The 22,669-nt window shown below is 44.6% G+C and carries 24 protein-coding genes; 16 read left to right on the top strand and 8 right to left on the bottom strand.

Annotated elements, in window-relative coordinates:
• The first annotated feature begins 5 nt into the window (after nt 1-5).
• The 13 genes from OEY58_19805 to OEY58_19745 all read left to right on the top strand — a co-directional run bounded on the left by OEY58_19805 (nt 6) and on the right by OEY58_19745 (nt 15,262).
• Entirely contained in the window at nt 6-1,370 is a 1,365-nt protein-coding gene (locus OEY58_19805; protein MDH5327706.1) for a TrbI/VirB10 family protein, read from the top strand.
• Nucleotides 1,367-2,341: a P-type DNA transfer ATPase VirB11 gene (gene virB11 / locus OEY58_19800; GenBank protein ID MDH5327705.1), complete on the top strand. Its 975-nt coding sequence runs from the start codon at nt 1,367-1,369 to the stop codon at nt 2,339-2,341. Before OEY58_19805 ends, virB11 begins: the two co-directional genes overlap by 4 nt.
• The gene (locus OEY58_19795) at nt 2,328-4,058 is read left to right on the top strand and encodes a type IV secretory system conjugative DNA transfer family protein (protein MDH5327704.1); all 1,731 of its coding nucleotides are present in this window, start codon (nt 2,328-2,330) and stop codon (nt 4,056-4,058) included. The genes virB11 and OEY58_19795 overlap by 14 nt, the downstream gene beginning before the upstream one ends.
• A complete protein-coding gene (locus OEY58_19790; GenBank protein MDH5327703.1) occupies nt 4,055-6,616 on the top strand; it encodes an Ig-like domain-containing protein in 2,562 nt (853 codons plus the stop codon). Before OEY58_19795 ends, OEY58_19790 begins: the two co-directional genes overlap by 4 nt.
• A 28-nt stretch (nt 6,617-6,644) precedes the next feature.
• Nucleotides 6,645-9,611 carry an Ig-like domain-containing protein gene (locus OEY58_19785; protein MDH5327702.1) on the top strand — a complete coding sequence of 989 codons (2,967 nt, stop codon included), beginning with the start codon at nt 6,645-6,647 and terminating at the stop codon, nt 9,609-9,611.
• 69 nt (nt 9,612-9,680) lie between these two features.
• Nucleotides 9,681-10,286: a hypothetical protein gene (locus OEY58_19780; GenBank protein MDH5327701.1), complete on the top strand. Its 606-nt coding sequence runs from the start codon at nt 9,681-9,683 to the stop codon at nt 10,284-10,286.
• A 552-nt stretch (nt 10,287-10,838) separates the two neighbouring features.
• Nucleotides 10,839-11,234 carry a hypothetical protein gene (locus tag OEY58_19775; protein MDH5327700.1) on the top strand — a complete coding sequence of 132 codons (396 nt, stop codon included), beginning with the start codon at nt 10,839-10,841 and terminating at the stop codon, nt 11,232-11,234.
• Nucleotides 11,234-11,482 carry a J domain-containing protein gene (locus OEY58_19770; protein ID MDH5327699.1) on the top strand — a complete coding sequence of 83 codons (249 nt, stop codon included), beginning with the start codon at nt 11,234-11,236 and terminating at the stop codon, nt 11,480-11,482. Before OEY58_19775 ends, OEY58_19770 begins: the two co-directional genes overlap by 1 nt.
• A complete protein-coding gene (locus OEY58_19765) occupies nt 11,475-12,599 on the top strand; it encodes a ThiF family adenylyltransferase (GenBank protein MDH5327698.1) in 1,125 nt (374 codons plus the stop codon). Before OEY58_19770 ends, OEY58_19765 begins: the two co-directional genes overlap by 8 nt.
• Nucleotides 12,600-12,601: 2 nt before the next feature.
• Nucleotides 12,602-12,856 carry a hypothetical protein gene (locus OEY58_19760; protein ID MDH5327697.1) on the top strand — a complete coding sequence of 85 codons (255 nt, stop codon included), beginning with the start codon at nt 12,602-12,604 and terminating at the stop codon, nt 12,854-12,856.
• Nucleotides 12,853-13,485, top strand: coding sequence for a hypothetical protein (locus OEY58_19755; protein ID MDH5327696.1), 633 nt, complete (start codon nt 12,853-12,855; stop codon nt 13,483-13,485). Before OEY58_19760 ends, OEY58_19755 begins: the two co-directional genes overlap by 4 nt.
• Nucleotides 13,482-14,036, top strand: a complete 555-nt coding sequence (locus tag OEY58_19750; GenBank protein MDH5327695.1) for a Mov34/MPN/PAD-1 family protein — start codon at nt 13,482-13,484, stop codon at nt 14,034-14,036. The genes OEY58_19755 and OEY58_19750 overlap by 4 nt, the downstream gene beginning before the upstream one ends.
• Before the next feature lie 914 nt (nt 14,037-14,950).
• Nucleotides 14,951-15,262, top strand: coding sequence for a hypothetical protein (locus OEY58_19745; GenBank protein ID MDH5327694.1), 312 nt, complete (start codon nt 14,951-14,953; stop codon nt 15,260-15,262).
• Here the strand turns inward: OEY58_19745 and OEY58_19740 are convergent.
• The 6 genes from OEY58_19740 to OEY58_19715 form a co-directional block, all read right to left on the bottom strand.
• On the bottom strand, nt 15,259-15,717 hold the full coding sequence (locus OEY58_19740; GenBank protein ID MDH5327693.1) for a hypothetical protein: 459 nt from the start codon (nt 15,715-15,717) through the stop codon (nt 15,259-15,261). The two genes, OEY58_19745 and OEY58_19740, sit on opposite strands and share 4 nt — an antisense overlap.
• 12 nt (nt 15,718-15,729) lie before the next feature.
• A complete protein-coding gene (locus OEY58_19735; protein MDH5327692.1) occupies nt 15,730-15,894 on the bottom strand; it encodes a hypothetical protein in 165 nt (54 codons plus the stop codon).
• A gap of 124 nt (nt 15,895-16,018) precedes the next feature.
• The gene (locus OEY58_19730; GenBank protein ID MDH5327691.1) at nt 16,019-16,657 is read right to left on the bottom strand and encodes a hypothetical protein; all 639 of its coding nucleotides are present in this window, start codon (nt 16,655-16,657) and stop codon (nt 16,019-16,021) included.
• A complete protein-coding gene (locus tag OEY58_19725) occupies nt 16,654-17,265 on the bottom strand; it encodes a recombinase family protein (GenBank protein MDH5327690.1) in 612 nt (203 codons plus the stop codon). Before OEY58_19725 ends, OEY58_19730 begins: the two co-directional genes overlap by 4 nt.
• A 24-nt stretch (nt 17,266-17,289) precedes the next feature.
• Complete coding sequence (locus OEY58_19720) at nt 17,290-17,886, bottom strand: hypothetical protein (GenBank protein MDH5327689.1); 597 nt, start codon at nt 17,884-17,886, stop codon at nt 17,290-17,292.
• Between the two features lie 23 nt (nt 17,887-17,909).
• Nucleotides 17,910-18,302 (bottom strand): hypothetical protein, encoded by a 393-nt coding sequence (locus OEY58_19715; protein MDH5327688.1) that lies wholly within the window; start codon nt 18,300-18,302, stop codon nt 17,910-17,912.
• Between the two features lie 509 nt (nt 18,303-18,811).
• On the opposite strand from OEY58_19715, the gene OEY58_19710 reads away from it, so the two are divergent.
• Both OEY58_19710 and OEY58_19705 read left to right on the top strand, forming a co-directional pair.
• Nucleotides 18,812-19,162 (top strand): hypothetical protein, encoded by a 351-nt coding sequence (locus OEY58_19710; GenBank protein MDH5327687.1) that lies wholly within the window; start codon nt 18,812-18,814, stop codon nt 19,160-19,162.
• Between the two features lie 70 nt (nt 19,163-19,232).
• Nucleotides 19,233-19,547 (top strand): superinfection immunity protein, encoded by a 315-nt coding sequence (locus tag OEY58_19705; GenBank protein ID MDH5327686.1) that lies wholly within the window; start codon nt 19,233-19,235, stop codon nt 19,545-19,547.
• 70 nt (nt 19,548-19,617) lie between these two features.
• Here the strand turns inward: OEY58_19705 and OEY58_19700 are convergent, their stop codons facing one another.
• Nucleotides 19,618-20,043: a thermonuclease family protein gene (locus OEY58_19700; GenBank protein MDH5327685.1), complete on the bottom strand. Its 426-nt coding sequence runs from the start codon at nt 20,041-20,043 to the stop codon at nt 19,618-19,620.
• 23 nt (nt 20,044-20,066) lie between these two features.
• Nucleotides 20,067-20,438 (bottom strand): hypothetical protein, encoded by a 372-nt coding sequence (locus OEY58_19695; GenBank protein MDH5327684.1) that lies wholly within the window; start codon nt 20,436-20,438, stop codon nt 20,067-20,069.
• Nucleotides 20,439-20,800: 362 nt separating this feature from the next.
• Between OEY58_19695 and OEY58_19690 the strand changes: the two genes are divergently transcribed.
• Entirely contained in the window at nt 20,801-22,633 is a 1,833-nt protein-coding gene (locus OEY58_19690; GenBank protein MDH5327683.1) for a ParB/RepB/Spo0J family partition protein, read from the top strand.
• The last annotated feature ends 36 nt before the right edge of the window (nt 22,634-22,669 follow it).

The raw sequence follows: 22,669 nt of genomic DNA, 5'->3' as shown, positions 1-22,669 counted from the left end.
ACGCTATGGACGAACAGGACATCCCTATATTAACAGAGCGCACCATTTCGCCGGTAACGTCCAACAGTGCAAACAATGTTGCGAGGCCAGTGGGCATACTGGGCGTCGTTGTTGTTGTCGCTATCGTATTACTGTTTATTTTCGATGAAGAGAAAACAGAACAAGTTAAGGAGGCTAAAAACTACGGAACCGGTTTTGAATCAACGCCCAAGATAGCGCCGGACTCAGAAATACATGTACCGTTTTATACGGTTGTGGATGAGGAAGCGTCAGTAAGTAACAAACCTAAGCGAACAGCAAAACCACGTAAGCTCGATACTCTGGATGCTATTGATCAGTCGGGCAGTCAGAGCGCTATTGGTCTTAACACCGTAAAGACCGGTTTCGGAGCGCCGGGTGGCGTCAACGGTGCGCATAATACCGGTGTTAACGGACACCGTAGTCCTTATCAAGGGCCGCCAAGCTATGGACGAGCACGGCCCTATGGCGGTGTTGACCCCGCCATGCGACCTGGCCAATCAAACGAAGATCGTGAACAATTGGAGCGCTGGGCTGCATCGCCGGTTATCTATGATTCGAATTCATCAAAAAGTACGGCGCCAGCATCTAACGGATATTCAGATGAATTTGCGATGGCCATGATGCAGCAGCAAATGGCGGGACAGCAAGGCGCTGTCCCTGGTTTAATGGCGGAGATGATGGGACAAAGTGGTCCTTCTAACCCGAATCTTAAATTTGCTGAACAACAAAAACGTGAATCGGTACAGACGGTGCGAGCGATGCCCACTGGCAATACGGATTATCGAATCGCGCAAGGCAAAATAATTACCGCGACTTTAGAGACCGGTATCAACACCACATTACCGGGTATGATCCGCGCCGTAGTGAGTTATCCGGTCTACGCGGAAACCGGTCGCAATGTATTGTTACCTCCCGGCTCTCGGTTAATCGGTGTTTACAACTCCGATGTGCAAAACGGCCAAGCGCGGGTATATGTTATTTGGCAGCGAGCCATTCGTCCGGATGGCATTGATATTGAGCTAGGTTCGCCCGGTATTGACGGTTTGGGCCGCGCCGGTGTGGCCGGACAGATGGATAAGCATTTTATTGACCGTTTCAGTAATGCCGCTTTACTGAGTTTGATTGGTGCCGGTGTCAGTAACCTAAATCCGGGTGAAGGGGCTACCGCCAGTGAGTCGTACAAAGAACGCATGGCCATGGCGTTTCAGAATCAAGCCTCCGCCGACTTAGCCCAAGGAACGGATATACAGCCCACCAACTTCATTGACCAAGGGAGTTTGATCAAGGTGTTTTGTTCACGCGACATGGATTTTTACTCTGCGTTAGCGAATGCGGAGCTGGGTTCATGAACCACGACGTTCTCAATGTTTATCTGGAACCGATCCGGCATTTGTTAACGGATGAGTCGGTTAATGAAATCATTGTGAATCGACCGGGTGAGGTGTGGGTGGAGTGGGATCGCAAGTTTGAACGAATAGACAGCGATGAGTTCTCTGCGGAACATTTACGCACCCTGGCCGACCTGGTGGCCAGCAGTACTCATCAAACCGTGGACGAATCCACACCGTTGTTGTCGGCCACGTTGCCCGACGGTTGCCGGGCGCAGTTCGTGTTACCGCCGGCGTGCCCATCGGATGCGTTTGTCATGGCGGTGCGCCGACACCGACCATTGAACTTTACTTTGGAAGATTACGAAGCGGCGGGTGCGTTTGATTCTGTGGGTAAACGCACTGCCAAAGAAAACGACGTACATGGCCATCTGAGTACGTTATACAAGGCCGGTAATATCAGTGGCTTTATTCGATGTGCTATTGAAAATCGGGTCTCTTGTCTCATTTCGGGCGGCACAAGCACGGGTAAAACGACCTTTCTACGCACCTGCTTGTCATTGATTCCGTCTAAAGAGCGTTTGGTCTTAATAGAGGACGTGCCCGAGATATTTATTGAGCATGATAATGTGGCCAGTTTATTGTACTCGCGCAATGACCAGGGTGTGGCCAATGTGACTCCACAGCAGTTGCTTGAGGCATCACTACGTTTACGTCCTGATCGGATTATACTCGGTGAGCTGCGCGGCAACGAGGCCGCAGCGTATTTGAGTGCGATCAATTCAGGGCATTCCGGTTCCATAACCAGTGTCCATGCAGACAATCCTTATATGGCGTATGACAAGGTTGCCCAGCTCGTGATGCAGTCGGGAATGCTCATGAGTAAAGCTGAAATCATCGAGTACGTAAAAAATATCATCCCCGTGGTGATCCAGTGGGATCGCGAAGATGACCGTCTGTATGTGCAGGATATATATCATGCCTATGCCTGATGTTAGAAAGTGGCTGATATTGGTATTTCTCGGAATAGGGATTTATCTGTATTTGTGGGGTGTTGTCTATTATGGCTGGTTTACCCATTCACTGGAGGCGTTCGAGCAAGCACCTTGGTTCATACTACAAGTACTTTTTGAAGGTAACGATAGCAGTAAGATCCCACTGTTTAACACAGGTCTAATCACATTATTGTCTATGGCCGTTATCGTTATTTCAGCCTTGCATGCTAAATCACAACGAAACTTATACGGTGATGCGCATTTTGCGCGAGAAAACGAAATACAAACCGCCGGACTTCGTGCCAAGCAAGGTATTTTGTTGGGTAAATACCGATGGCGCTTTTTAAGCCATGACGGCGACGGTCATGTGCTTGCGTACTGTCCGCCTGGTTCCGGTAAAGGCGTCGGACTGGTTATACCGAATTTATTGAATTGGCCTGGATCTGTCGTATGTCTGGATATAAAGAACGAGAATTTTAATAAAACGTCCGGGTTTCGCCAACAACATGGACAACAATGCATCTTATTTAATCCGTCCGATCCAGAGGGAAGGACGTTCTCTTACAATCCATTGGACGTCATTGATCCGGGTAGTCCAACCCGCATTAATGACGTTCAGAAAATCGCATATATTCTATGGCCACGCCACAACGATAAGGGTGATATTTGGAACCCAAGCGCTCGATCTTTGTTTATCGCTACCGTGCTTCTCCAGTTTGATCGAGTGCCCGGTGACACCTGTATCGGTGATGTTCTGCGTTTCTTCAATTCAGCGACCGACATCGTTGGCACCATTGAAGAAATCGTCGATGTCGATCACGATCTGGATTCGTCGTGTTTGCGTGGATTCCGTGGATTCCTGCAGAAATCTGAGAAAGAACGATCCGGTGTTCTCTCATCACTGCGAGCTGGGCTGGAATTATGGGAAAATCCGTTGGTGGATGCGGCCACGTCTCGAAGTGATTTTGATTTAACGCAGCTACGCACAAACCCTATGTCGGTTTACGTCGGTGTGACACCCGATAACATTGAGCGCATGGAACCGTTGTTGAATATGTTCTTCCAGCAGGTTATTGATTTGCTGACACGCAAAGAGCCTGGTGATAATGAACCACACTCGGTACTGATGTTGTTGGATGAATTCACTTCACTGGGTCGCCTGAGCATTGTTGAGAAAGGTATTGCTTACCTGCGATCCTATCAAGTGCGAGTTATGCCGATCATCCAAGGAATTACACAGTTGGATGATAAATATGGTGTAGCCGCTGCGAAAAGCTTTCGGCAGAATTTTAAGATTAAGTACATATCGGCACCCAATGACCTGGAGACCGCACGAGAAGTCAGCGGTATGTTGGGGTTCAAAACCATGCGCACGACCAATAAAAGTCGGCAGTATCCCAGCGGCCATAGCAGTGTGTCCACCAGTTTGGCCAAACGTGAGCTCATGCTGCCGCATGAAGTGATGCAGTTGAAAGCCAAGAAAGCGATTGTGTTTATAGAAGCCAGTTCCCCGGTGTTGGCGGACAAAATCGTTTATTACAAAAGTCGGATATTTAAACAACGTTTATTAGATCCCGTATCCATTCCGACCGTCAGTTTACGCACGTTATCTGATCGGCGTACTCGATTGGAAGAACAGTATCCCGGTGACGCTGGTACAACCAATGAGGCCAGTGACGCGGAAATAGAAGAAGCCATGGAGGTGTTTCAGTGAGTCTTATTAAGGCTAAGTATTGTTGTTGGCTGCTAGTACTAGCAGCGTTGGTTGCTTGCGACAACGACGAACCGTACCAACCACCGCCGCCCGTCGATCCACCGCCTGTGGTTAAAACGACAATTTCCGGTGGCGTTTATTTGGGTGCCATTCGTAATGCCGTTGTTACCGCATATTCGTTCGATAATGGTAGCCGGGGAGATGTGCTGGCTACTGGGCGCTCGGATCTCCAGGGTACTTACACTTTGAGTGACGTAGATAGTGATCAGATGGTTTTGGTTTGCGCCAGTGGTGAGGCTGGTAATAGCAATATTGCTTATACAGAAGAGTCGAGCGGTGTAGACGTAGTAGTCAGCGCAAATGACGAACTGTGCGCGATGGTCGAGGCCTCCGGAGAAACCTCTCATACCGCACAGATTACACATTTTACCCACCTGGCTTACAGTCGAGCTGCTTACTTGATCGGGACCGGCATGCAGCCCAATATTGCTTTGTCCAATTCATTACAATCGGTTTACCGCGTCATAAACACCAACCCGGTTGAGACGCCACCTTTGGATCCAACCGATATTGCCAATGCAACCAGTCGGCACAGCCAGGGATTATATTACGGCCAGGCCTTGGCCGCTGTTTCGCAATACACGCAAACGGTCAGCGAACAAAACCAAGAATCGCCAGTTCACCAAAACTACCACTCGCTACGTTATTCACAAACGGCATTTGAGGATATTCGTTACGACGGCGTGCTTAATGGTCAAGGTGAATCCGGTTTGTTGAGCTTCGGCCAGGTGCCGATTGATGTGAGTTCTTACCGGCACCATATCGCCATGCATTTGTTTGTGTTTGTATCATCGGACCGCAATGTGTCGGGCCTGGATGCGATTGACTATAAGGGATTTGGTGAGCGAATTAATAGTGCAACCGATGACATCTTTGGCGGTGCGCCGGTAGTGCCTTTTAGTGGTACAGAACCGATTATTACCAATGTCTCAGTCTCAGACGGACAAACGGTATTTCAGACGACCACAATCAGTGCCGATGTGACCGCAATTTACGGTTTGGATCGTGTTGAGTTTCGCTTGGACGGTGCGCTACTGGATGGTCTGCTGCCAGGTGAACCGTTATCGTACGACCTGGATACCACCCAATACGCCGAGGGCGATCACACGTTGGTGGTTCGCGCTGTCAGCCAGTTCGGGGATGAAACCAACCAGACGATTAACCTGGTGTTTGATAACGAACAAACCGTCGTGACCAACATCTTACCCATGAACGGTACTCATGTGAGAGGGACGTTTGATTTTTCGGCGACTGTTTCCGATCCATTTGGTATCAATAACGTGCATGGAATCATAAACAATTCCGTGCGCTATCCTAATATCGGTACGACCAGCCCATCGGTTCCGTTTGATAGCACGTTGAATGCTGATGGCTCGTATCTATTCGGATTTCGGGTAGTGAATGGACTGGACTTTACGTCAGACCATGAGGTGACTTACACCATCGACAATACCTTGCCTGATGCTTCATTGATCAATGTTAATAATATGGATACGTTGATTGGTTCGCCAAGTATTCAATTTGCTGTCAGTGACACGTATTTGAGCCAGGCGAGCGTTTTATTGGATGGTGAAATCCAGCAAAGCTTTACTACTTTTAGTGATCCTATGGCGTATTCATTGGATACAACGGCGTTTCCCGATGGCGAGCATGTGTTGGCGGTTACGGCCAATGATCTGGCGGGAAATAACCGCATCGCATCTGCCAATGTAGTAATCGATAATAATCCGCCGGTGGTGAATATCACTAATCCAGTGACTAACAGCGTGGCCACTGCCGGTTTCACTGTTACTGCGAACACGAGTGATACCGTGGGCGTGGTTTCTACCGAGTACTACGTGGATACCACTTTACTGTCCAGTGCGACGGTTGATCCGTCTCTGTTTGCAGACGGTGGACATAACGTGACGGTCAAGGCCTTCGATGATGCTGGGCATGAGGGTAACGACAGCATTGCGGTAACATTTGATACCACGCTTCCTACTGTGTCGATTACTAATCCGACGGATGCCAGCTTTTTAACCAGTAATTTTACCATTACCGCCGATATCTCGGACTCACAAGGTATCGCTTCATCATCGATGACCATTGATGGCCAGGCCTTAGCGTCTCCAGACATTGTGTTGACGGATTACGCGGATGGTAATTACAACATCGAGGTTCAAGCGACCGATACTTCCGGTTTGCAAAACAGTGATTCGGTGACGGTGTTTATCGACAATACTTTGCCGTCGGTTGAAGTCACAGCGCCAACCGAAGGTAGTGTTATCAGCGGTACTCTTTGTATTAGAGCTGCTGTTTCTGATCTTGCTGGAATCCGAATAGTCGAGTATTTGATAGACGATCTACATCTGAGTTATCCGCCGAACAAAGATATCCCTTTCATGTGCTTTACTAGCGACTCATTTTTTAACGGGCCACATGTATTTACGGTAAAAGTATGGGATAACTCGGATTTAGTCAATTCCGCAGATGTGAATGTAACGATTAGTAACTGATTTCAATATACGTAAAAGGATTTGATTCATGGATGATGATTTCAATAATAGTGGGGGAATAACAATGAAATGGTTAGTTTTTCTTAGTGCAGTCATTCTATTAATCGCCGGTTGCGATAGTGGTGGGGATGGTAATGTGTCACCAGAGAGACCTGTTGTAACGCTATCCGGTACAGCTTTTGATGGTCTGATACTTGATGGAGAGGTTTCTGTTTATGCGTTTGATGGTGGTATTCGTGGGGACCTTATAGGATCTGGTACTACGGATCAGGCAGGATTGTATAGTCTAGATGTGCAATCGCCTAACGGTCCTATTATGATTTGTATTAGTGGTACAGACGGGAATAGTGGTGCTCATTACATTGAAGAAGCATCAGATGCTAATGTATTTTTGGGTCAAAATGATGAATTATGTGTGGTTCAGATGTACGCTGGCGAACCAATCACCAGTAGTATTACATATTTTACAAATATAGCACGTGGTTTAGCAGAATATCTGATTAGTACTGGTATGGGCGTAGAAGAAGCGATTAACAGAGCTAATACTAGGGCTGGTACTTTACTAGAGTTAGATATTCTGAGAACTACACCGATTGATATTACTGCAATACAGAATGCTACGCCGTTCACCACTCCTGGACACCTTTACGGTTTTGCAACAGCATCAATCTCGCAATATACCATGTATATAAGCGAAATGAACTCTGAGCCTAGTCCTCATGATTTTTTCAATAGCATTCTTTTTGCACAAAAAGCGTATGAAGACATTAGGTATGATGGTGTTTTGAACGGACAAGCCGAATCCGGTATGTTAAATATGGGTTCGATCTCGATGACTACAGAAACATACCGACATGTTCTTGTGGAAAATATGTTTACTATTGCTAACTCTACTCGCAATTTGACCGGACTGGATTCCTCAGACTTGTTTAATATTGGGCAAGCCTGGAACAATTCTGGTGACACTATGTTTGGCGGGACACCTCCGGTCGCTCTTAATACAACAGAACCAACGATTACGAATATTTCCATTAACGCAGACCAGGTGCTATCAGGTGATGCGGTTGTGTTCAGTGCGGACGTATCCGATGTATTTGGCCTCAATAGCGTCGTACTGCAAATCGACAACAATGACTTACAGGTGTTCACCAACGGCGATCCTGTGTCGCATACATTAGACACCACTTCGTATCAAGATGGTGGTCATACGTTGTCTATCGTTGCTACGAATGCGTTTAATGGTGAATTTACTGTCGATATTAATGTGACGTTCGCTAATCGTCGAACAACGATTTCGAACATTAATCCTGTTGACGGTGCCTATGTGCGCGGCACTTTCAATCTCACTGCCGATGTCAACGACCCGTTGGGCATTAACAATACATCGTTGTATGTTGATGATTCCCTACATTCGACCGCGACCAGTGCGACTTCACCATTATTTGAGGTGAACAGCAGTGCATTCACTGATGGTGTGCATAATTTCCGGGTATTGGCTACTAATGGCGTTGGTTTTGACACGCCAAGCGCGGTCAATTACACGGTCGATAATACCAACCCGACCGCTAGTATCCCGAATGTGGCAAACGGTGCCTATTTAAGCGGCCAGGCCTCTATCCAGTTAGATGTCTTCGACAATATGCAGCTAAATCGAGTTCAGCTATTACTCAATGGTTCAGCGCTAAACACGTATACGGATTTCAGTTCACCATTGCCACCGTATAATTTCAATACAACGGCGGAAAGCGATTCGGCAGCTACTTTGGCTTTGAGCGCGACCGACTCGGCGGGTAATAATACGGTGCATTCGTTGGATATTAGCATCGATAATAATCCACCCACGGTCGTTATTGACTCTCCGGAGGCTAACAGTTATCACTCAGCGGATTTCGACATACTGGCGACAATTACCGATGCAATTGGTGTTGAAACTACGGAGTATTTTGTCGATGGAGAATTACAGTCATCGAATACTATTGCATTAGGTGGAGTGACAGATGGTGTGCATTCCATTTCCGTGGCTGCAACAGATTTCGCAGGCCATCAGGATAGTGCGGCAGTGAGTATCACAGTTGATACCACTCGACCCGCAGTGAACATCACGAACCCGGTTGTCGATTCGATTCATACACTGGATCTGTTGATAGCTGCTGATATCACAGACACCACACCTATTGTTTCCACTACGTATATGGTTGATGACACGGTGCTTCCGACCGCATTGGTGAATGTCCAGCCGTTAACAGACGGCCCTCACTTGGCCAAAGTCGTTGCGGTTGACTCCATGGGCTTTGAGACCGTGGCAGAGGTTTCGTTTATCTCTGATACAACACCGCCCGAACTGAGTTTGAATTTGACGTCTGGGCAATCTATTTCAGAGTTGTTTGATTTGATACCTACTGTGTCGGATTCATTAGGCGTCGAGTCTTTGGCATTATTTATTGATGGTAACCTACACGACACCATTATTAATTTCACTGATCCAATATCCACCATATTTACAACATCGTACGATGATGGTGATCACACGCTACGTGCAGTGGCAACCGACACGTCCGGTTTGACGACAGAGTTAATTGTACCTTTTGTGATATCTAACCCAGCGCCTGGTATTGCAGATTTCACATTTACTTACGTTAATACGACAACCTGTCGTGTTACTGGAGAGTTTTCTGGCAGCTTGAGTCGGATATCGAAAGTCGAGGTTTGGCGTACAACGGTTCTTCCAGGTCCAAACCAGTTGCTGGGCGATATTACAACATCACTGTCTGATAACGCTTCGAGTAATGCTGCCTTTGATATTCAGACTATAGCGTCCACGTCAGAACGTGACCCAGTATTCGCGGTAGGTTCTCAGATCTACTTTAGAATATATAACTATGCGAACGATGTGACTTTCTCACCGGCGTACTGGATGTCCGGTTCCTCCAATAACAGCGGTAGAATCGACTGTTACATTCTACCGCCGCAAGACGGCTCAGTTATTATTCCTTAACTTTTCTTGGCAGGGTGTTTTACACCCTGCCTATTCGGGAGGGTTTCTATGTTTCGGGTAGTGGTAGCAATGTCTATTTTACTAGTACTAACGGGTTGTTTTACATTACCTATTTTGCAGTTTGGAGAACCTTCGGTTTATTCTAATGGTATACGAATACTGACTCCGGATGAGGTAATGTACGCCTATGAATCACGTGTCGACAAACCAATGGCGTATACTTCTTTCGCTTACTATCTGTCGAAGGAATATCGTCGTTCACGCAATGAATTTCGACGACACGATATTCTGGGGCAAATCATTCCGGTTGTCGATGCACGCTTGGATGAAGCGGCGAGTCGTAAAGAGTATGTATTGCGATTTGAACGTGATATAGGTGAGTATCATTTTCGGACCGGCGCTTTCCATACGGGTTTTGCTAGAGTTGGCTATTTGCATTATACGGCGAATTACGGTATTTATTTTGTTAACGGTAAAGAGTGGGATATGTTTTCAATGCCGGAGGATAGGGCCAGAGACATTATTCGTAGAGGAACCCGTACAGTCCAGTGGGAAGCCAGGGTTCGGGTAACATCGGTCGGTCGGGACAAACTGAGTTATGGTCCATTATCATTCCTTGCAAATAATCGTAAAGTGGTGAATGTGGCCATTAAAGATTTGAAAGTCTACTGGTGAGCGCTTGGAGTCCATTAAATTGAACCTCAAAAAGCTATTTCTGTCTTTACATGCGCTTTTCGAAACTCTGAGCCTGGTCCATAAATGGAAAAAAGGCCGGAAAACATTTGAATAACCCACATGGAACTTATTGTATCAATAGTAGGGCTTTTTCTATTATTTTGGGCGTTGTCTGTACTTATTGAATTACTAGGGAAAATAGTAGCGTTTTTCAAACCGTCTCGCCCTCCGTCGCAACCGAATCCCCGATCAAGAGTATCTCAGCAAACGCATTCTCGTCACTCGTACCCACCTGGACATCAAGGTACAGGTAAAACAGAGCGTAATTCCACCGTATACCGGCCTAATTCGTCGCGCTCTAACAGTGCATCGAAGATAGTTTTCACTACACCTGACATGTCCTCAGGCACAGGATCTATTGTCCCTGACGACGAATTAGAGGGATTACACGACGCATTCTCGGGCGAACCGGTGGATGAAAACCGAATCCTTTTCCAGTGTATGAAATGCAGTGTTTTCTACCACGAGGAAAGTTTTCTCGTAGTAAAGGAAATGAACGAATCCAAGTGCGTTTGTTGTAATACCGTTAACATCGCTCGCTTTATTCGCAGTAATTCCACCGGTGGTACAGACTTTACACCGGATGTTGTCACTTTGAGGAATTACAAGAACTATATTGGATCAGTGGTTACCTTTGAAGGCTTGGTCCATGAGGTGAAGGAAAGCAAAAGAGGTAGTGACTATGCTGTTATGTTTGAAAATAAGTCGTGGACAAAAGGGTTCAAGTTGGTATTTTTTTCCGGATCCATAAAACATGTCGGGGGTGTAGATTATATTAGGTCACTCAAATCAAAAAAGGTTAAAGTACGTGGGTTGGTGGTTAATCACGAGATATTTGGGTATGAAATTATTGTCTATCGAAAATCTATGATTCTGGGTGTCAGCTAATGATTAAATGGAAGAAATTAACTCCGGATTACGAATCTAACATTGAGAAAATGCGAAATATGTCGCCTTTTGAGCTATTAGGAGTGACGAAAGATTCATCACTAGATGAGGTAAAGCGGATGTATCGGAAAAAAATAAAGCTGTACCATCCGGATAAAAGTGATGAGTTCATGAAGGATTATGGCGAAGAGATTTCTAAAATTCTCAATCAGGCTTATAAAAAGCTTCTGGACTACTACAATGGATGAAAGGTACAACCGGCATAACCTTATTGATTGGTTTTCACAAGAGAAATTGCACTCACTGACCGTTGGCGTTGTGGGTTGTGGTGCCATTGGCAATGAGGTAGCTAAAAACCTTACGTTACTGGGCGTAGGTAAAATCGTTCTATTCGACTTTGATACGATAGAGAAACACAATTTAACCCGTAGTGTCTTATTCCGCGACTCGGACGTTGGGCAGAGTAAAGTCCATGTCGCTGCACAACGAGTCCGGGAATTAGATCCTAACGTAACTGTCGTGGAATATGAGGGAGATTTTTGGGATACCCTCCCTATTAAGGAACTTGCTTTCTTTGATGTTGTTATATGCTGCGTCGATAATTTTGAAGCCAGAATACGGCTGAATCAGCTTTGCATGGTGGCGTCTGTTGATTTGGTCAACACGGCAATAGATAGCCGTTTTGCTGTTTGTGAAATCTACCCTTTTTCTAAAGGTGACGATTCTGCTTGTTATGAATACACTCTACCGGATAGTGTTTATCAAAGGGAAAGCGAGCGATATTCGTGCGGATGGCTGAAGAAAGTGTCTTTTGAGACCCGGACTATTCCTACTACTGTTGTTACGTCCAGTATGGCCGGTGCTTTGGCAACATCTACAGCGTTGCGTTTGGGCGATGGTGACGACAACTCCACGGCCAGGCGTGTATTACTTGACAGTATTACCGGCGTATCGTCAGTCAGTGAAATTACTAGGAATAAAGCGTGTTTTTCCTGTAGTTCCCGTGACAATAAAGCTATTTATCTTACGTCAAGCCGAACGATTGATGAGACCCTGACCGGAAGTTTGGACATTTCGAATAGTGAATTGTATTTGCAAACCAGCGACCCAATTCTCACCAGCCATTATTGTGAGAACTGCAATAATGAGCACGGTGATGACGTTAAACAATTGTCTCTTGCAAGCGACTATGATTCGAGTCTACTAGTTTGTAAACATTGTACCACGGCATCCGTTGTTGTGGATATCAAGGATAGTTTTTCAGTGGAAGAATTGCTTCAACATCATAGAGGACAAATTATGCCTTGTAAGTACCTGACGTTAGATGCAGACGATATACACTTTATAATTGAGCTGGAGGATTAGTTGTGAGTGAGATAGAACTGATAGTAAAAAATGCCGATAAAACCAAAAAAGATGGAATGGTAGTGGCGGATGAGTTGACCGGCGCGGATATCCTGCAGGCGATCATTGATAAGTGGGAGTTGCCCACGGATACTGATTATAGTCTGGTTGATACGACAACAAGCAAGACTATTGTTCCTGCGAACACATTAAATGCGAATGGCGTTAAGGACGGAGCAGTGCTTGAGATCCAGCCCGTATTGGTGGCTGGTTCATGAATGGCCTAAGTAATCGTTTGAAACTGGATATTTCAAAAATAGAGGATCTCGGGCGTGCAACGAATGGAAAAGTTCAATTGTTGTCTACTAGCGGTAGCCCGATAAACAGAATATCTCTACGGTTGGACTACCAGACAGCGCCATCCAGTAGTTATCCCAAGAAGATTCAGGATACAACGGAAGTGGATATTAGTATTCTGGGGCGGTATCCGTTTGTTGAACCAGCGGTGACGATAAAAACTCCAATATTTCATCCGAATGTTTACGGCACTGGAAAAATATGCTTTGGAACAAAATGGATGCCATCTCACGGTATGGATTTGTTGATAAAAAGGATAATCAAGATTCTAATATTCGATACGACAATATTAAATAAGAGTTCGCCTGCAAACGTTCCTGCATTGAAATGGTACGAACGAGCAATTAGGCAATACCCTACGTATTTTCCCACCGCTTCTTTTGTGGAAACTCAGGGAATCAATAATTCCGTAGTTTGGAAAAGTGATACCAATGACGGTAAAACTCTTGTGTCATGTGATAAGTGTTCCGCTTCACTGCGTGTACCCGCTGGTAAAACTCTTAATATCACATGTCCTAGCTGCGGTTCGGTTTTCAGGATGGCAACATGATCCAATGGAAAACGATGGAACCGGACTTCCGAGCAATAGATGTTACCACTAGACTGAACAGTTTGCCTGTTGTAGATGTTGCTCGAATTGCCCGGATGTTGGTATTTGCACCGCTTCCTATCGTGTACCACAGTGTCAGGGACAAGATACACAATCATTTAAAACAAGATTCAATGGAAATGGGTGGTTTACTTGTTGGGAAGGTTTATGAGTCTCACATTTTAAAACGTGACTATGTTTTGGTGGAAATAACTGAATCTGTCCCAAGCGATGAATGTCGCTCTACCAATGTCTCCTTGGAAATGGGGACCGATGTATGGAATAAGGCAAGAGAATTATTAGTGGACGGCAATACTATTGTTGGTTGGTATCACAGCCACCCCAATCTCGGTGCTTTTTTTAGTGGTACTGACCGGTATACACAAAAACACTTCTTCCACCATCCCTATAGTCTTGGTTATGTGGTGGACTATATTCGAGATGAAGAAAAATGGTTTGTAGGAAAAGAATCGGAAGAGTTGAAACAAGTTATTATTTTGAATGACTGTTAACACATTTTTTACCTACCTCTATGTGGTCTTTAAACTGTAATTACGAGTGTTATTATGCTAGATAATTGTAGACTATCGGATGGTGACCTTTATATTGGCCGTGGTGCTGGCCGCGACATACTTAACAGTATTCAGTCCGCTAAAGTTTCAGTCAAAATAGTATCTCCGTATATATCCAGTGATTTCGTCGATTTGTTACACAGAAAAGTAGAGGATGGCGTAGATGTTCGGTTGATTGTCAGTTCGGATCTAACAGGGGAGCGCAATGTCGATAAATGTCTTAGAAAATTAATCTACCAAACGCAGCATACTAAGGAATATCTTAAATCTGCGCGTGACAGGTGGCGTTGGATTTTGCTGGGATTGGTGTTCCTTGTCCTAATTGTATTAGCGATTGGTTTTAGTTATAAGCTTTACTATTTTTACTACTCAGTGATGCTGCTCCCATTTCTCTACGTAGGATTGCGGATTCTGAATTGTTTAACAATATATTGGTACACGTACGGTTCGAAATTCTGTCTAAGTATACCGATGTCACCATATTCTGGGAAAGGCTTCAATTCCAGACATTCTCTCGTTCATGCAAAGATATTCCTTATTGATGATAATGAAGCCTACTTAGGGTCTGTTAATTTTACAAACGCAGGTTTTTGGAAAAATTATGAATCACGAATTAAAATTACTGACGAAGAGGCTATAAACAAACTGCACAACGAATTCCAGTTTTTGTCCTACAATAATATTTACGAGTACATGGATATCGATATAGCGGGTAAATCACTATACGCAGAACCGTCTAATTGATCTGTGCTAAGTTAACTAACTTCTGGTACTCGTGATAGTGGGTCAGGGGATGAGTTAAATAGTTGGGTTTTACCCTTTGCTATTAGCAATATAGAACAAGGATTAATCACATGATGTCTAGCGAGAAATACGAGATAATAAAGGGATATATTGCGGAGTCAGTTGCAAAGCAGGATTCCAGCTATCTTGTGGACAAGGTGAGAGCGATGAATTTGGTAATTAATGGAGAAGCGAATTACATGCGTCTAAATTGTACCTTTAGCGCACCTGACGGTAGCGCGATTGTGTTTACCTTTAAGTCTTATGACCCATCAGGTCCATGTCAAAATCTACCTGACATTAACAAAATAAACTTACAGCTTCTTCAAGATCAAAAAGTCATATCAGAAATTAGCGAAGTATTTGACGACAGATTATACTAATCGCTTGATCGAACCACTGTTTGATTAACTATTCTTCGATTTATTTTTTGTTTCCAAGATTTTTGCTTATCAGAAAGTTTTATTTTTCGCTTTGTCTGCATTAAAAAATGATATTCTTTTTCGTAGATATATCCCAGATTATATGCGTGGATTATTAAATCCTCATTAGCATTAGCTGTGTCATTTTCTGCAATACGTTTAAGTCCTGCGAATAAATTACCGGTATCTATTCCTATAAAACGATTAACGCACACATTCCCTACATATGTTTTTGCACCATTCAGTTGATTTTCCAAATAACATCTTTCTTTTATTTTCTGTCCGCACGGACAATGGCTCCAGCTTTGGCGTAGTTCCACGCCCACAAGTTTCCATTCGTTCCTGGCTGACTGGAATGTATTGGCGTTAGAGCGTGGTAATATATGTGCCTTTAGTCGCTCAAAATTGTGTTCCATGCTTTACCTTGGCTATTTCTTTGAGTCGCTACAGTTGTTGTTTGTGTTATTCGTATTATCATCACCTTGAGTATCAGTTGGTGACGTGCCAGGTACTTGCTCCATCGTTGGTATATTCGCGCTTTCTCTTAGTGGTGTTCCTTCTAATTCTGTAATTTCGATATTTTCTTTAGTCATTGGGTTATCCATATTATTAGTAACGAAATAGATAATACTGCACCTGACCCGAACAGAAAAGTCAGGTGGCAAGGAAAACCAATAGTTATCTTCTAATACATACTAGCGGGTCGAATTAGGATGTCTATTTTTTTGGCTTTTTACCACTATTGTTTGTTTGGTTCCCATTATTGTTGCCTTGAGGATTGGGAGTAGTTCCTGGCACTTGTTCCATCGTTGGTATGTCTGCACTTTTCTTTACAGGCGTTCCTTGTATATCAGTTGTATCGAATTTATCTTTACCCATGTCGGTTTCCTTTTTGATGTTAACAGTTACGAATATAATTATAAGAAAAAGAGCTGACAAAAATGCGATGCCAGTAAATATATTTAGGTACTTGTTTATTGTTGTATATATGTTTTTCCTGTTTAGCGCATCTTGTTCACCCTCAATGTAGTAATTCCTTGCGTTCTCCAATTGTACGTCGATTGCTTTGTTGCCGATGAGGGAGGCGACTAGTGAAGCTGCAATACAAGTTGGTAGCATAAACCAGCCCAGTTGAATCAAGTATGTGTATTCCGCCGATTCTAAGGGTACAACATATCTAATTGCAATCATTGAAAAACCCAAGGTTGCCGCAGATAATGTGATAATTGTTTTATCATAGTTTTCCGTGTTCGATAGGCTCCTGTTAAGGAGGTCGCTACGATAATTATCGTAGACTTGACTTGCGTGGCCCTGTTGTTCTGGAGTGCGGATAATTTTATTTGATTGCGTATTCATTTCTTCAAAACCCGTTTCCCATACTCCCGCAGTTGCCCTTTTGGGCCAACGTATCGATAAAGTGTAGCACGTGTGACACCCATTTCCTCAGCGAGATCCGCCACGACCGTATCCCGTCGTTTCATGGCTGCTTGCAAGTAACGCACTTGAGATTTACTGAGTTCGCACTTACGCCCACCTACCCTGCCCCTTGCACGCGCTGCGGCCAGGCCAGCTTTGGTTCGCTCTACAATCAACTCTCGTTCAAACTCTGCAAGAGCCGCAAATATGCCGAAAACCAACTTACCACTTGGCGTGGTGGTGTCGATCTTAGCCCCCTGTCCGGTCAACACCCTAAACCCGATCTTCCGTTCCGTCAGATTCTCGATGGTCTCCAACAAATGCTTAAGGCTTCGTCCAAGTCGGTCCAGCTTATAGACCACCAATATATCTTTGGGCCTGAGCGCCTTCAAACAGGCCTCAAGGCCTGACCGGTTATCCAGTTTGCCAGAGGCCTTGTCCCGGTAAATGTTCTTAGGTTTCACCTTGGCTTTCTTCATGGCGTCCAATTGCATGTCCAGAACTTGGGAACCATCAGTTTTTGAAACACGGACGTATCCTACAAGCATATAGGTTTCCTTTTTCTTATTCGATTATGCAGGGCCGATTACAACGACATCATCCGATAAATCAGAATATTTGTCTTCTCGACAGACCCACGGTACGACTTTACCCGGAGGGCTTGGATTATTCTCAAATGCGTCGAATATTAATTCGTAGTTCTCGTTGCTGGTAACGGCATTGCGGATCATATCCATATTGTGGTGAATCCCTAGATAATCTCCTTTGCCCAGTTCCGATCGGAAGGTCACGGCCCTTTGACTGGGATTAATCACTATGAACAGATAGTCTTCATTCTTAACCATGAGTTCAACGGTTCGTTTGACGACTGGGTTGCTGGGATTAACGAGTCCGTGGTAAACACCGTAATCGTAAAAAGCGAAAGACAGTTGGATGACACTTTCTTTGGCATCGGCTCCGACCATTCTGTTACCCAATTGAAAGCCTTGGTTAGTAACGTTCTCTGGAATGTCTTCATCAGGTCTTAAAAGAATGAAACCGACTTCTTTTTTTCGCTCTTGAAGTATGCCAATCGACAAACATGGAGTGGGTTCGTCCATTAAATTATCCAAGTATTTTTGGTTGAATGTCAGTTTGTTTAAGAATCTATGTACATTATCCGTTGGCATACCGCTTTCCCCATAACTATGTTTTAGTGTCGTTGAATGATACCCATTCTGATGCAACGTTGCTCCAACACGGCCAACAGTAATTGGGCGTCTTTCAATGCTTCCAGTGGATCACGCTGTCTGGTTTCTTTAATCTGGATTCGCAACCAATATTGTACCGTAGGATCTGCGATGAGTTCATGCTCGGTAAAGACTACATCGTTGCTTAACTCGAAAGTGGTTTTTCCATCTTTCAGTCCGTGTGCAATGCACCGTTGTTCCAGTACCATGATTAATAGCTCAACATTGTGGGTGGCATCAATAATGTCCGCTTGTGTAGTTTCGCTAATTTGTTGTTTCACCCAGCTGCTAACGTCCATGTCGTTAAGCAATTGTTGCTCTGTTACTGTAATAGTAGTGCTATTTCGTTGCGTCATGTTGACCTCCTTTCTACGAAATCAAGATTCCTGTAATTGATGGATTTGTGCGTGGTTATTTAGCGTACAGTGTTATAGTGTAAAACGTATGTATCACATACCATGGTATACGATACACCCTAAAAACGGTCCAAAATGGGTCTAAATAGTGTAATAAAATCCGTCTTAAAAACAAAGTATAGCAAACGGATACAATAGTTACATTATAGCACGGCTGTGCTATAATGAATACTCTACTATTACAGAGTTTTGGTGATTTTCGATGGATAACAAAAAACCCCAAGAACAGTGGATCGTGAGAAGGTTCGAACACTCCGAGAAAAAAAGGTACTACCAGATTTTCCTTCAACGCGGATTGCTTGGTTGGGAAGTTTTTCGTTGTTGGGGTGGCATCAACCAAGCGACAGGTAACAAAATGGTTATGCCTTGCGATTCCTACCAGGAAGCTGTCTCAAAACTGGCTCTTGTTGTGGATCAACGAGCCAAGAAAAATTATAAGGAGGTTCGCTGTGACAGATGAGTTGGAGAAAAAGCGTTTGGATAAACAGGCTCAGGAAGAGTATGACCTAGCATTTTCCAAGTTATCGGATGGCCAACAGTTATTTTTTCTCATGCTCTATCGTGTACCACGAATTGATCACTTGTGGGATGTTAAATCTAAGAGTTTGGATGTAGAATTGTTTGAACGTGAAATTGCTGTCATGTCGCCAGGAGAGGTGCACATAGCAAAGTTTTTTGCGTCAGTTTGGTTTCACAGCAACAAACGGTATGGGTTCGACCTGGTTGATGCGGTATCATCGCTCGATGATCCGGAGCGTGAATTAATACGTGAATGGATTGCTGATCCTTTTTGGCCATGAACGTTTTCCATATGAACATAAACAATGCAAGGGGTTAAGTGATATGTTTGGTGACTCTAATCCTATTTTAATGTTAGTCATCCTAGCTATATTGGTTGTTGTGTATTTCATACCAACATGGGTTGCTTCTGCCCGGAAGCATCACAACGAAAATGCGATACTATTTACCAATCTATTACTTGGGTGGACATTCTTGGGGTGGGTCGCATCCCTTATATGGGCGCTCACTAGTGTAAGACAAGAGAAAGAAATACACACTGAACCGGTTGGCACGGAGGATACAAAGAAGTGCCCATATTGTGCTGAAACCATAAAATATGAAGCTAAGATATGCCGGTTTTGTAATAGAGACCTTAACAAGAATTCAGACACATCTATAGGCTAGAGATTTGTAATCCATTATGTGTAGTAAGTAGTGTTTCATTGGTTGTGCACCCCTACTGAGATATTTCTGTTTAACACCACGCTTGTCTTCTCCCTCCGCTGTACGGTTTAGCATGTCCTGCCCTAATTAGTTCCTCGCCCAGATCCAGTTCGCCCTTTTTTATTTTGCCCAGGGCACGGCCAGCGTATTTACCTAACTTGACTTCGGTGACTATGATTCGATTGATACCTTTAACCCAGCGTTGAGTGAAGTTCGTGGCTTTTTGAGCGGCTTTCTTTTCGCACTGGGAGACGTTTCTTCCGCGTTTCTCTGGTGTGTTGACTCCGCTTAAGCGTAGTTTGATGTTTTGGACCAGGCCTGGCCAGACATGGACGTTAAGTTCAATGGTGTCACCATCGACGACTCTTACGACTTCGGCTTGGTAAGGGCCATACAGTTGTTTTGCGTTTGCAGATAATGAAACCAGTAGACTGATGATTAATAGTATTGTTCTCATTGGATGGGTCCGTCGCTATGGTTTTACGGCGCTTGTATTGCGCCTGATTCCAGGCCTTCGGCCAATCGTTCCAGTATTTTTGTATAGTGATAGAGACCATCGTATTTGTTGGCCAGCTGGTCAATGTATCCAGCATTCATCAGCTTTTTGAATTCCGCCATGTCGTCCCAGTAGGGGAACAGCTTCTCGCCTACGTGGTTGAGGTACGCCTCTAGTGTGAATGCTGATAGGATCATTGTAGTCATGGCTTGGTAGAACTGCCCCTCTTCTTCTTTCAAGCGGCCTTTGGCGTGGTGTGCGGCAGACATTAAGTAACCATAAGTATTGATGGTGCTGTGTTGTTTGATCGTTGCTTTTGGTTTTATGGTTTTCTTTATAGTTTTCTTTTTGGGCATCGTTTTGTTCTTCGCTTTGGTGTTTTGCCTTTATTATAGTTGTTTGTTGTCAGGAGCCAAAGTTGAGTTTTGCAGGCTGCTACGCAACGCGCTGTCGTAAACCAAGCCAGGTGAATACTTGTCTTGGCCCTGCGGGCTTCCATCACTGCCTGGTGCTAAGGGGCGCTGCCCCTGGCGCCTGTCAACAAAAAATTGGGGTTTCCCCATTCTTCCGCGTTCTCTTCGTTCACTTGTGCAGAATGGGTGATTCCCCTCCCCTATTTTTAATTGACAGTTGCCTCCCCGTACTTCGCCAGTCGGGCAGGAGCGCGACGCGCTCAGCGCCGTATTTTTATATCTATTAACGATGAGGGGTTTTATTAATGATTACGAATATTCCATTTGAGCAGTTATCAATTTCTGGGGACAATGTGAGAGTTGTGTCTACGGCAAAAAATAGTGACAAACAATTGATTGCCTCGATGCAGGCCAGGGGGATTTTGCAGAATCTGGTGGTTAACAGGACGGAGTCGCCGGATCGGTATGAGGTCATTGCCGGTGGTCGCCGCTTTGCGGCTGCCGGTGTTTTGGTTAAAAAAGGTGTTTGGGATGAGGACGTTGAGTTGCCGTGTCGAATTAATGAGGATGACGATACCACGGCGGTTTCTTTGTCTGAAAACTTGCACGAAGCCATGCACCCTGCCGATGAGTTCATGTCCTATCAGGCCATGGCCAACAATGGCTTGTCGGAAAAAACGATTGCGTTGGAATTTGGCGTTTCGTCTGCACACGTTAAAAAACGGCTTCGCCTTGCTTCGGTGGCTCCTAAAATCGTTCAGGATTTTCGCAAGGGTAAATTAGGTATTGAGGAAGTGATGGCGTTTACGGTAGAGACCGACCAGGACAATCAATTGCATTGTTATAAGGAGCTGGGCAATCATTTGTATCCGCACAGTATACGTAACTTTTTATTGCATTCGTCTGAGGCCAGTGATTCGCGCCTTTGTCAGTTTGTGGGTTTGGCGGCGTACAAAAAAGCCGGTGGTTCTGTTAGTACGGATTTGTTCGAATCTCAGACGCATTTGCACGATATGGATTTGTTGCAGGATTTGGCCATGCAGAAGCTTAAAAAAAGTGCGGCGACGATTGAAAAAGAAGGTTGGAATTCGCTTGAGTGTAGCCTGGACGGTTTTAGTGCAGGTTCTACGTATTGTCGGGCTGAGCCGGAGCTGGTCGGAGTGCCTGCGGCTTTGGAGAAGAAAATCAAATCATTGGATTCGGCAATAGCCAAAATGGAAGATGATGATGAGGATTGGACTGACGAGAAAAACAAAAAGTTTGACGACTTGGAAAAGCAATTGGATGAGTGCGAGTTAAAAAAAGAGAGTTATCAGCAATACACGGAGGAACAAAAATCCAAGGGCCATTGTATTGTGACATTCGATCACAAGGGTGAATTGCTTGTTTTGCGAGGTTTGTTGAGTAAAGCCGACAACAAAAAACTACAAAATAGCAGCAGTGGGCAAGGTGTTGACCAGGGTGATGATGAGCTTAATGAAACCAGCCCATTGCCGCGAACTTTGTTGTCCGATCTGGCTTTGTACAAACGTCAAATTGTGCAAGCTGAGTTAGCGCGTGATACTAAACTGGCCTTGGATCTGTTGCATTTTAGCTTGTGCGCTCAAGTGCTTGATGAGTTAGGTTATTTGGATTCCGCTATTGATGTTCGTGCCACAGTCACGAGTGAGAATACCACGCTGATGGATCTGGATAACACGGTGGCGGCGGTCAAACTCAATGAGCAGTTTGCTAAGTTGGATACGGCTTGGTTGAGTGTGGATGATGATACCGAGCGATTTGAATTATTCCGACAGTTAAGCGCTAAGGCAAAGGCAAGTCTGGTGGCTTACTGTACGGCGCGAGTGTTTGCTAATGGTCGCTCTGCTAATGGCCAGTATGTGAGTGAATCAATGGAGATTGATTACGCTGCGTATTGGCGTCCAGCCAGTGATAATTTTTTTAAACGCCTGACCATTGATGCCTTGTTGGCACTTGCAAAAGACTGGTTTGGTGATCAGTGGGTTGATGATCACAAGAAGAATAAGAAAACAGAGTTGGTTCAACACTTCCACGATTTTTTCAACGGTGGCCAGGATAAGAGTTTGTCCGATGATTTGGTTCATATTCGAGACACTTGGTTGCCTGTTGAATTCTAGATATGACAAACGGCTCCCGCTTTGGAGCGGGAGTTT

The sequence above is a fragment of the Gammaproteobacteria bacterium genome, assembly GCA_029882975.1.
Taxonomy (GTDB): Bacteria; Pseudomonadota; Gammaproteobacteria; order SZUA-152; family SZUA-152; genus JAJDNG01.
Note: the sequence above shows the minus strand (reverse complement) of the source record. Positions and strands in the feature narration are given on the sequence as shown.

What these genes read in the sequence shown, in the direction of transcription:
- OEY58_19805 (MDH5327706.1), top strand. Translation starts at nt 6, where the DNA reads ATGGACGAACAGGACATCCCTATATTAACAGAGCGCACCATTTCGCCG.
- virB11 (MDH5327705.1), top strand. Translation starts at nt 1,367, where the DNA reads ATGAACCACGACGTTCTCAATGTTTATCTGGAACCGATCCGGCATTTG.
- OEY58_19795 (MDH5327704.1), top strand. Translation starts at nt 2,328, where the DNA reads ATGCCTATGCCTGATGTTAGAAAGTGGCTGATATTGGTATTTCTCGGA.
- OEY58_19785 (MDH5327702.1), top strand. Translation starts at nt 6,645, where the DNA reads ATGGATGATGATTTCAATAATAGTGGGGGAATAACAATGAAATGGTTA.
- OEY58_19780 (MDH5327701.1), top strand. Translation starts at nt 9,681, where the DNA reads ATGTCTATTTTACTAGTACTAACGGGTTGTTTTACATTACCTATTTTG.
- OEY58_19775 (MDH5327700.1), top strand. Translation starts at nt 10,839, where the DNA reads ATGAACGAATCCAAGTGCGTTTGTTGTAATACCGTTAACATCGCTCGC.
- OEY58_19770 (MDH5327699.1), top strand. Translation starts at nt 11,234, where the DNA reads ATGATTAAATGGAAGAAATTAACTCCGGATTACGAATCTAACATTGAG.
- OEY58_19765 (MDH5327698.1), top strand. Translation starts at nt 11,475, where the DNA reads ATGGATGAAAGGTACAACCGGCATAACCTTATTGATTGGTTTTCACAA.
- OEY58_19755 (MDH5327696.1), top strand. Translation starts at nt 12,853, where the DNA reads ATGAATGGCCTAAGTAATCGTTTGAAACTGGATATTTCAAAAATAGAG.
- OEY58_19750 (MDH5327695.1), top strand. Translation starts at nt 13,482, where the DNA reads ATGATCCAATGGAAAACGATGGAACCGGACTTCCGAGCAATAGATGTT.
- OEY58_19745 (MDH5327694.1), top strand. Translation starts at nt 14,951, where the DNA reads ATGATGTCTAGCGAGAAATACGAGATAATAAAGGGATATATTGCGGAG.
- OEY58_19740 (MDH5327693.1), bottom strand. Translation starts at nt 15,717, where the DNA reads ATGGAACACAATTTTGAGCGACTAAAGGCACATATATTACCACGCTCT.
- OEY58_19735 (MDH5327692.1), bottom strand. Translation starts at nt 15,894, where the DNA reads ATGACTAAAGAAAATATCGAAATTACAGAATTAGAAGGAACACCACTA.
- OEY58_19730 (MDH5327691.1), bottom strand. Translation starts at nt 16,657, where the DNA reads ATGAATACGCAATCAAATAAAATTATCCGCACTCCAGAACAACAGGGC.
- OEY58_19725 (MDH5327690.1), bottom strand. Translation starts at nt 17,265, where the DNA reads ATGCTTGTAGGATACGTCCGTGTTTCAAAAACTGATGGTTCCCAAGTT.
- OEY58_19720 (MDH5327689.1), bottom strand. Translation starts at nt 17,886, where the DNA reads ATGCCAACGGATAATGTACATAGATTCTTAAACAAACTGACATTCAAC.
- OEY58_19715 (MDH5327688.1), bottom strand. Translation starts at nt 18,302, where the DNA reads ATGACGCAACGAAATAGCACTACTATTACAGTAACAGAGCAACAATTG.
- OEY58_19705 (MDH5327686.1), top strand. Translation starts at nt 19,233, where the DNA reads ATGTTAGTCATCCTAGCTATATTGGTTGTTGTGTATTTCATACCAACA.
- OEY58_19700 (MDH5327685.1), bottom strand. Translation starts at nt 20,043, where the DNA reads ATGAGAACAATACTATTAATCATCAGTCTACTGGTTTCATTATCTGCA.
- OEY58_19695 (MDH5327684.1), bottom strand. Translation starts at nt 20,438, where the DNA reads ATGCCCAAAAAGAAAACTATAAAGAAAACCATAAAACCAAAAGCAACG.
- OEY58_19690 (MDH5327683.1), top strand. Translation starts at nt 20,801, where the DNA reads ATGATTACGAATATTCCATTTGAGCAGTTATCAATTTCTGGGGACAAT.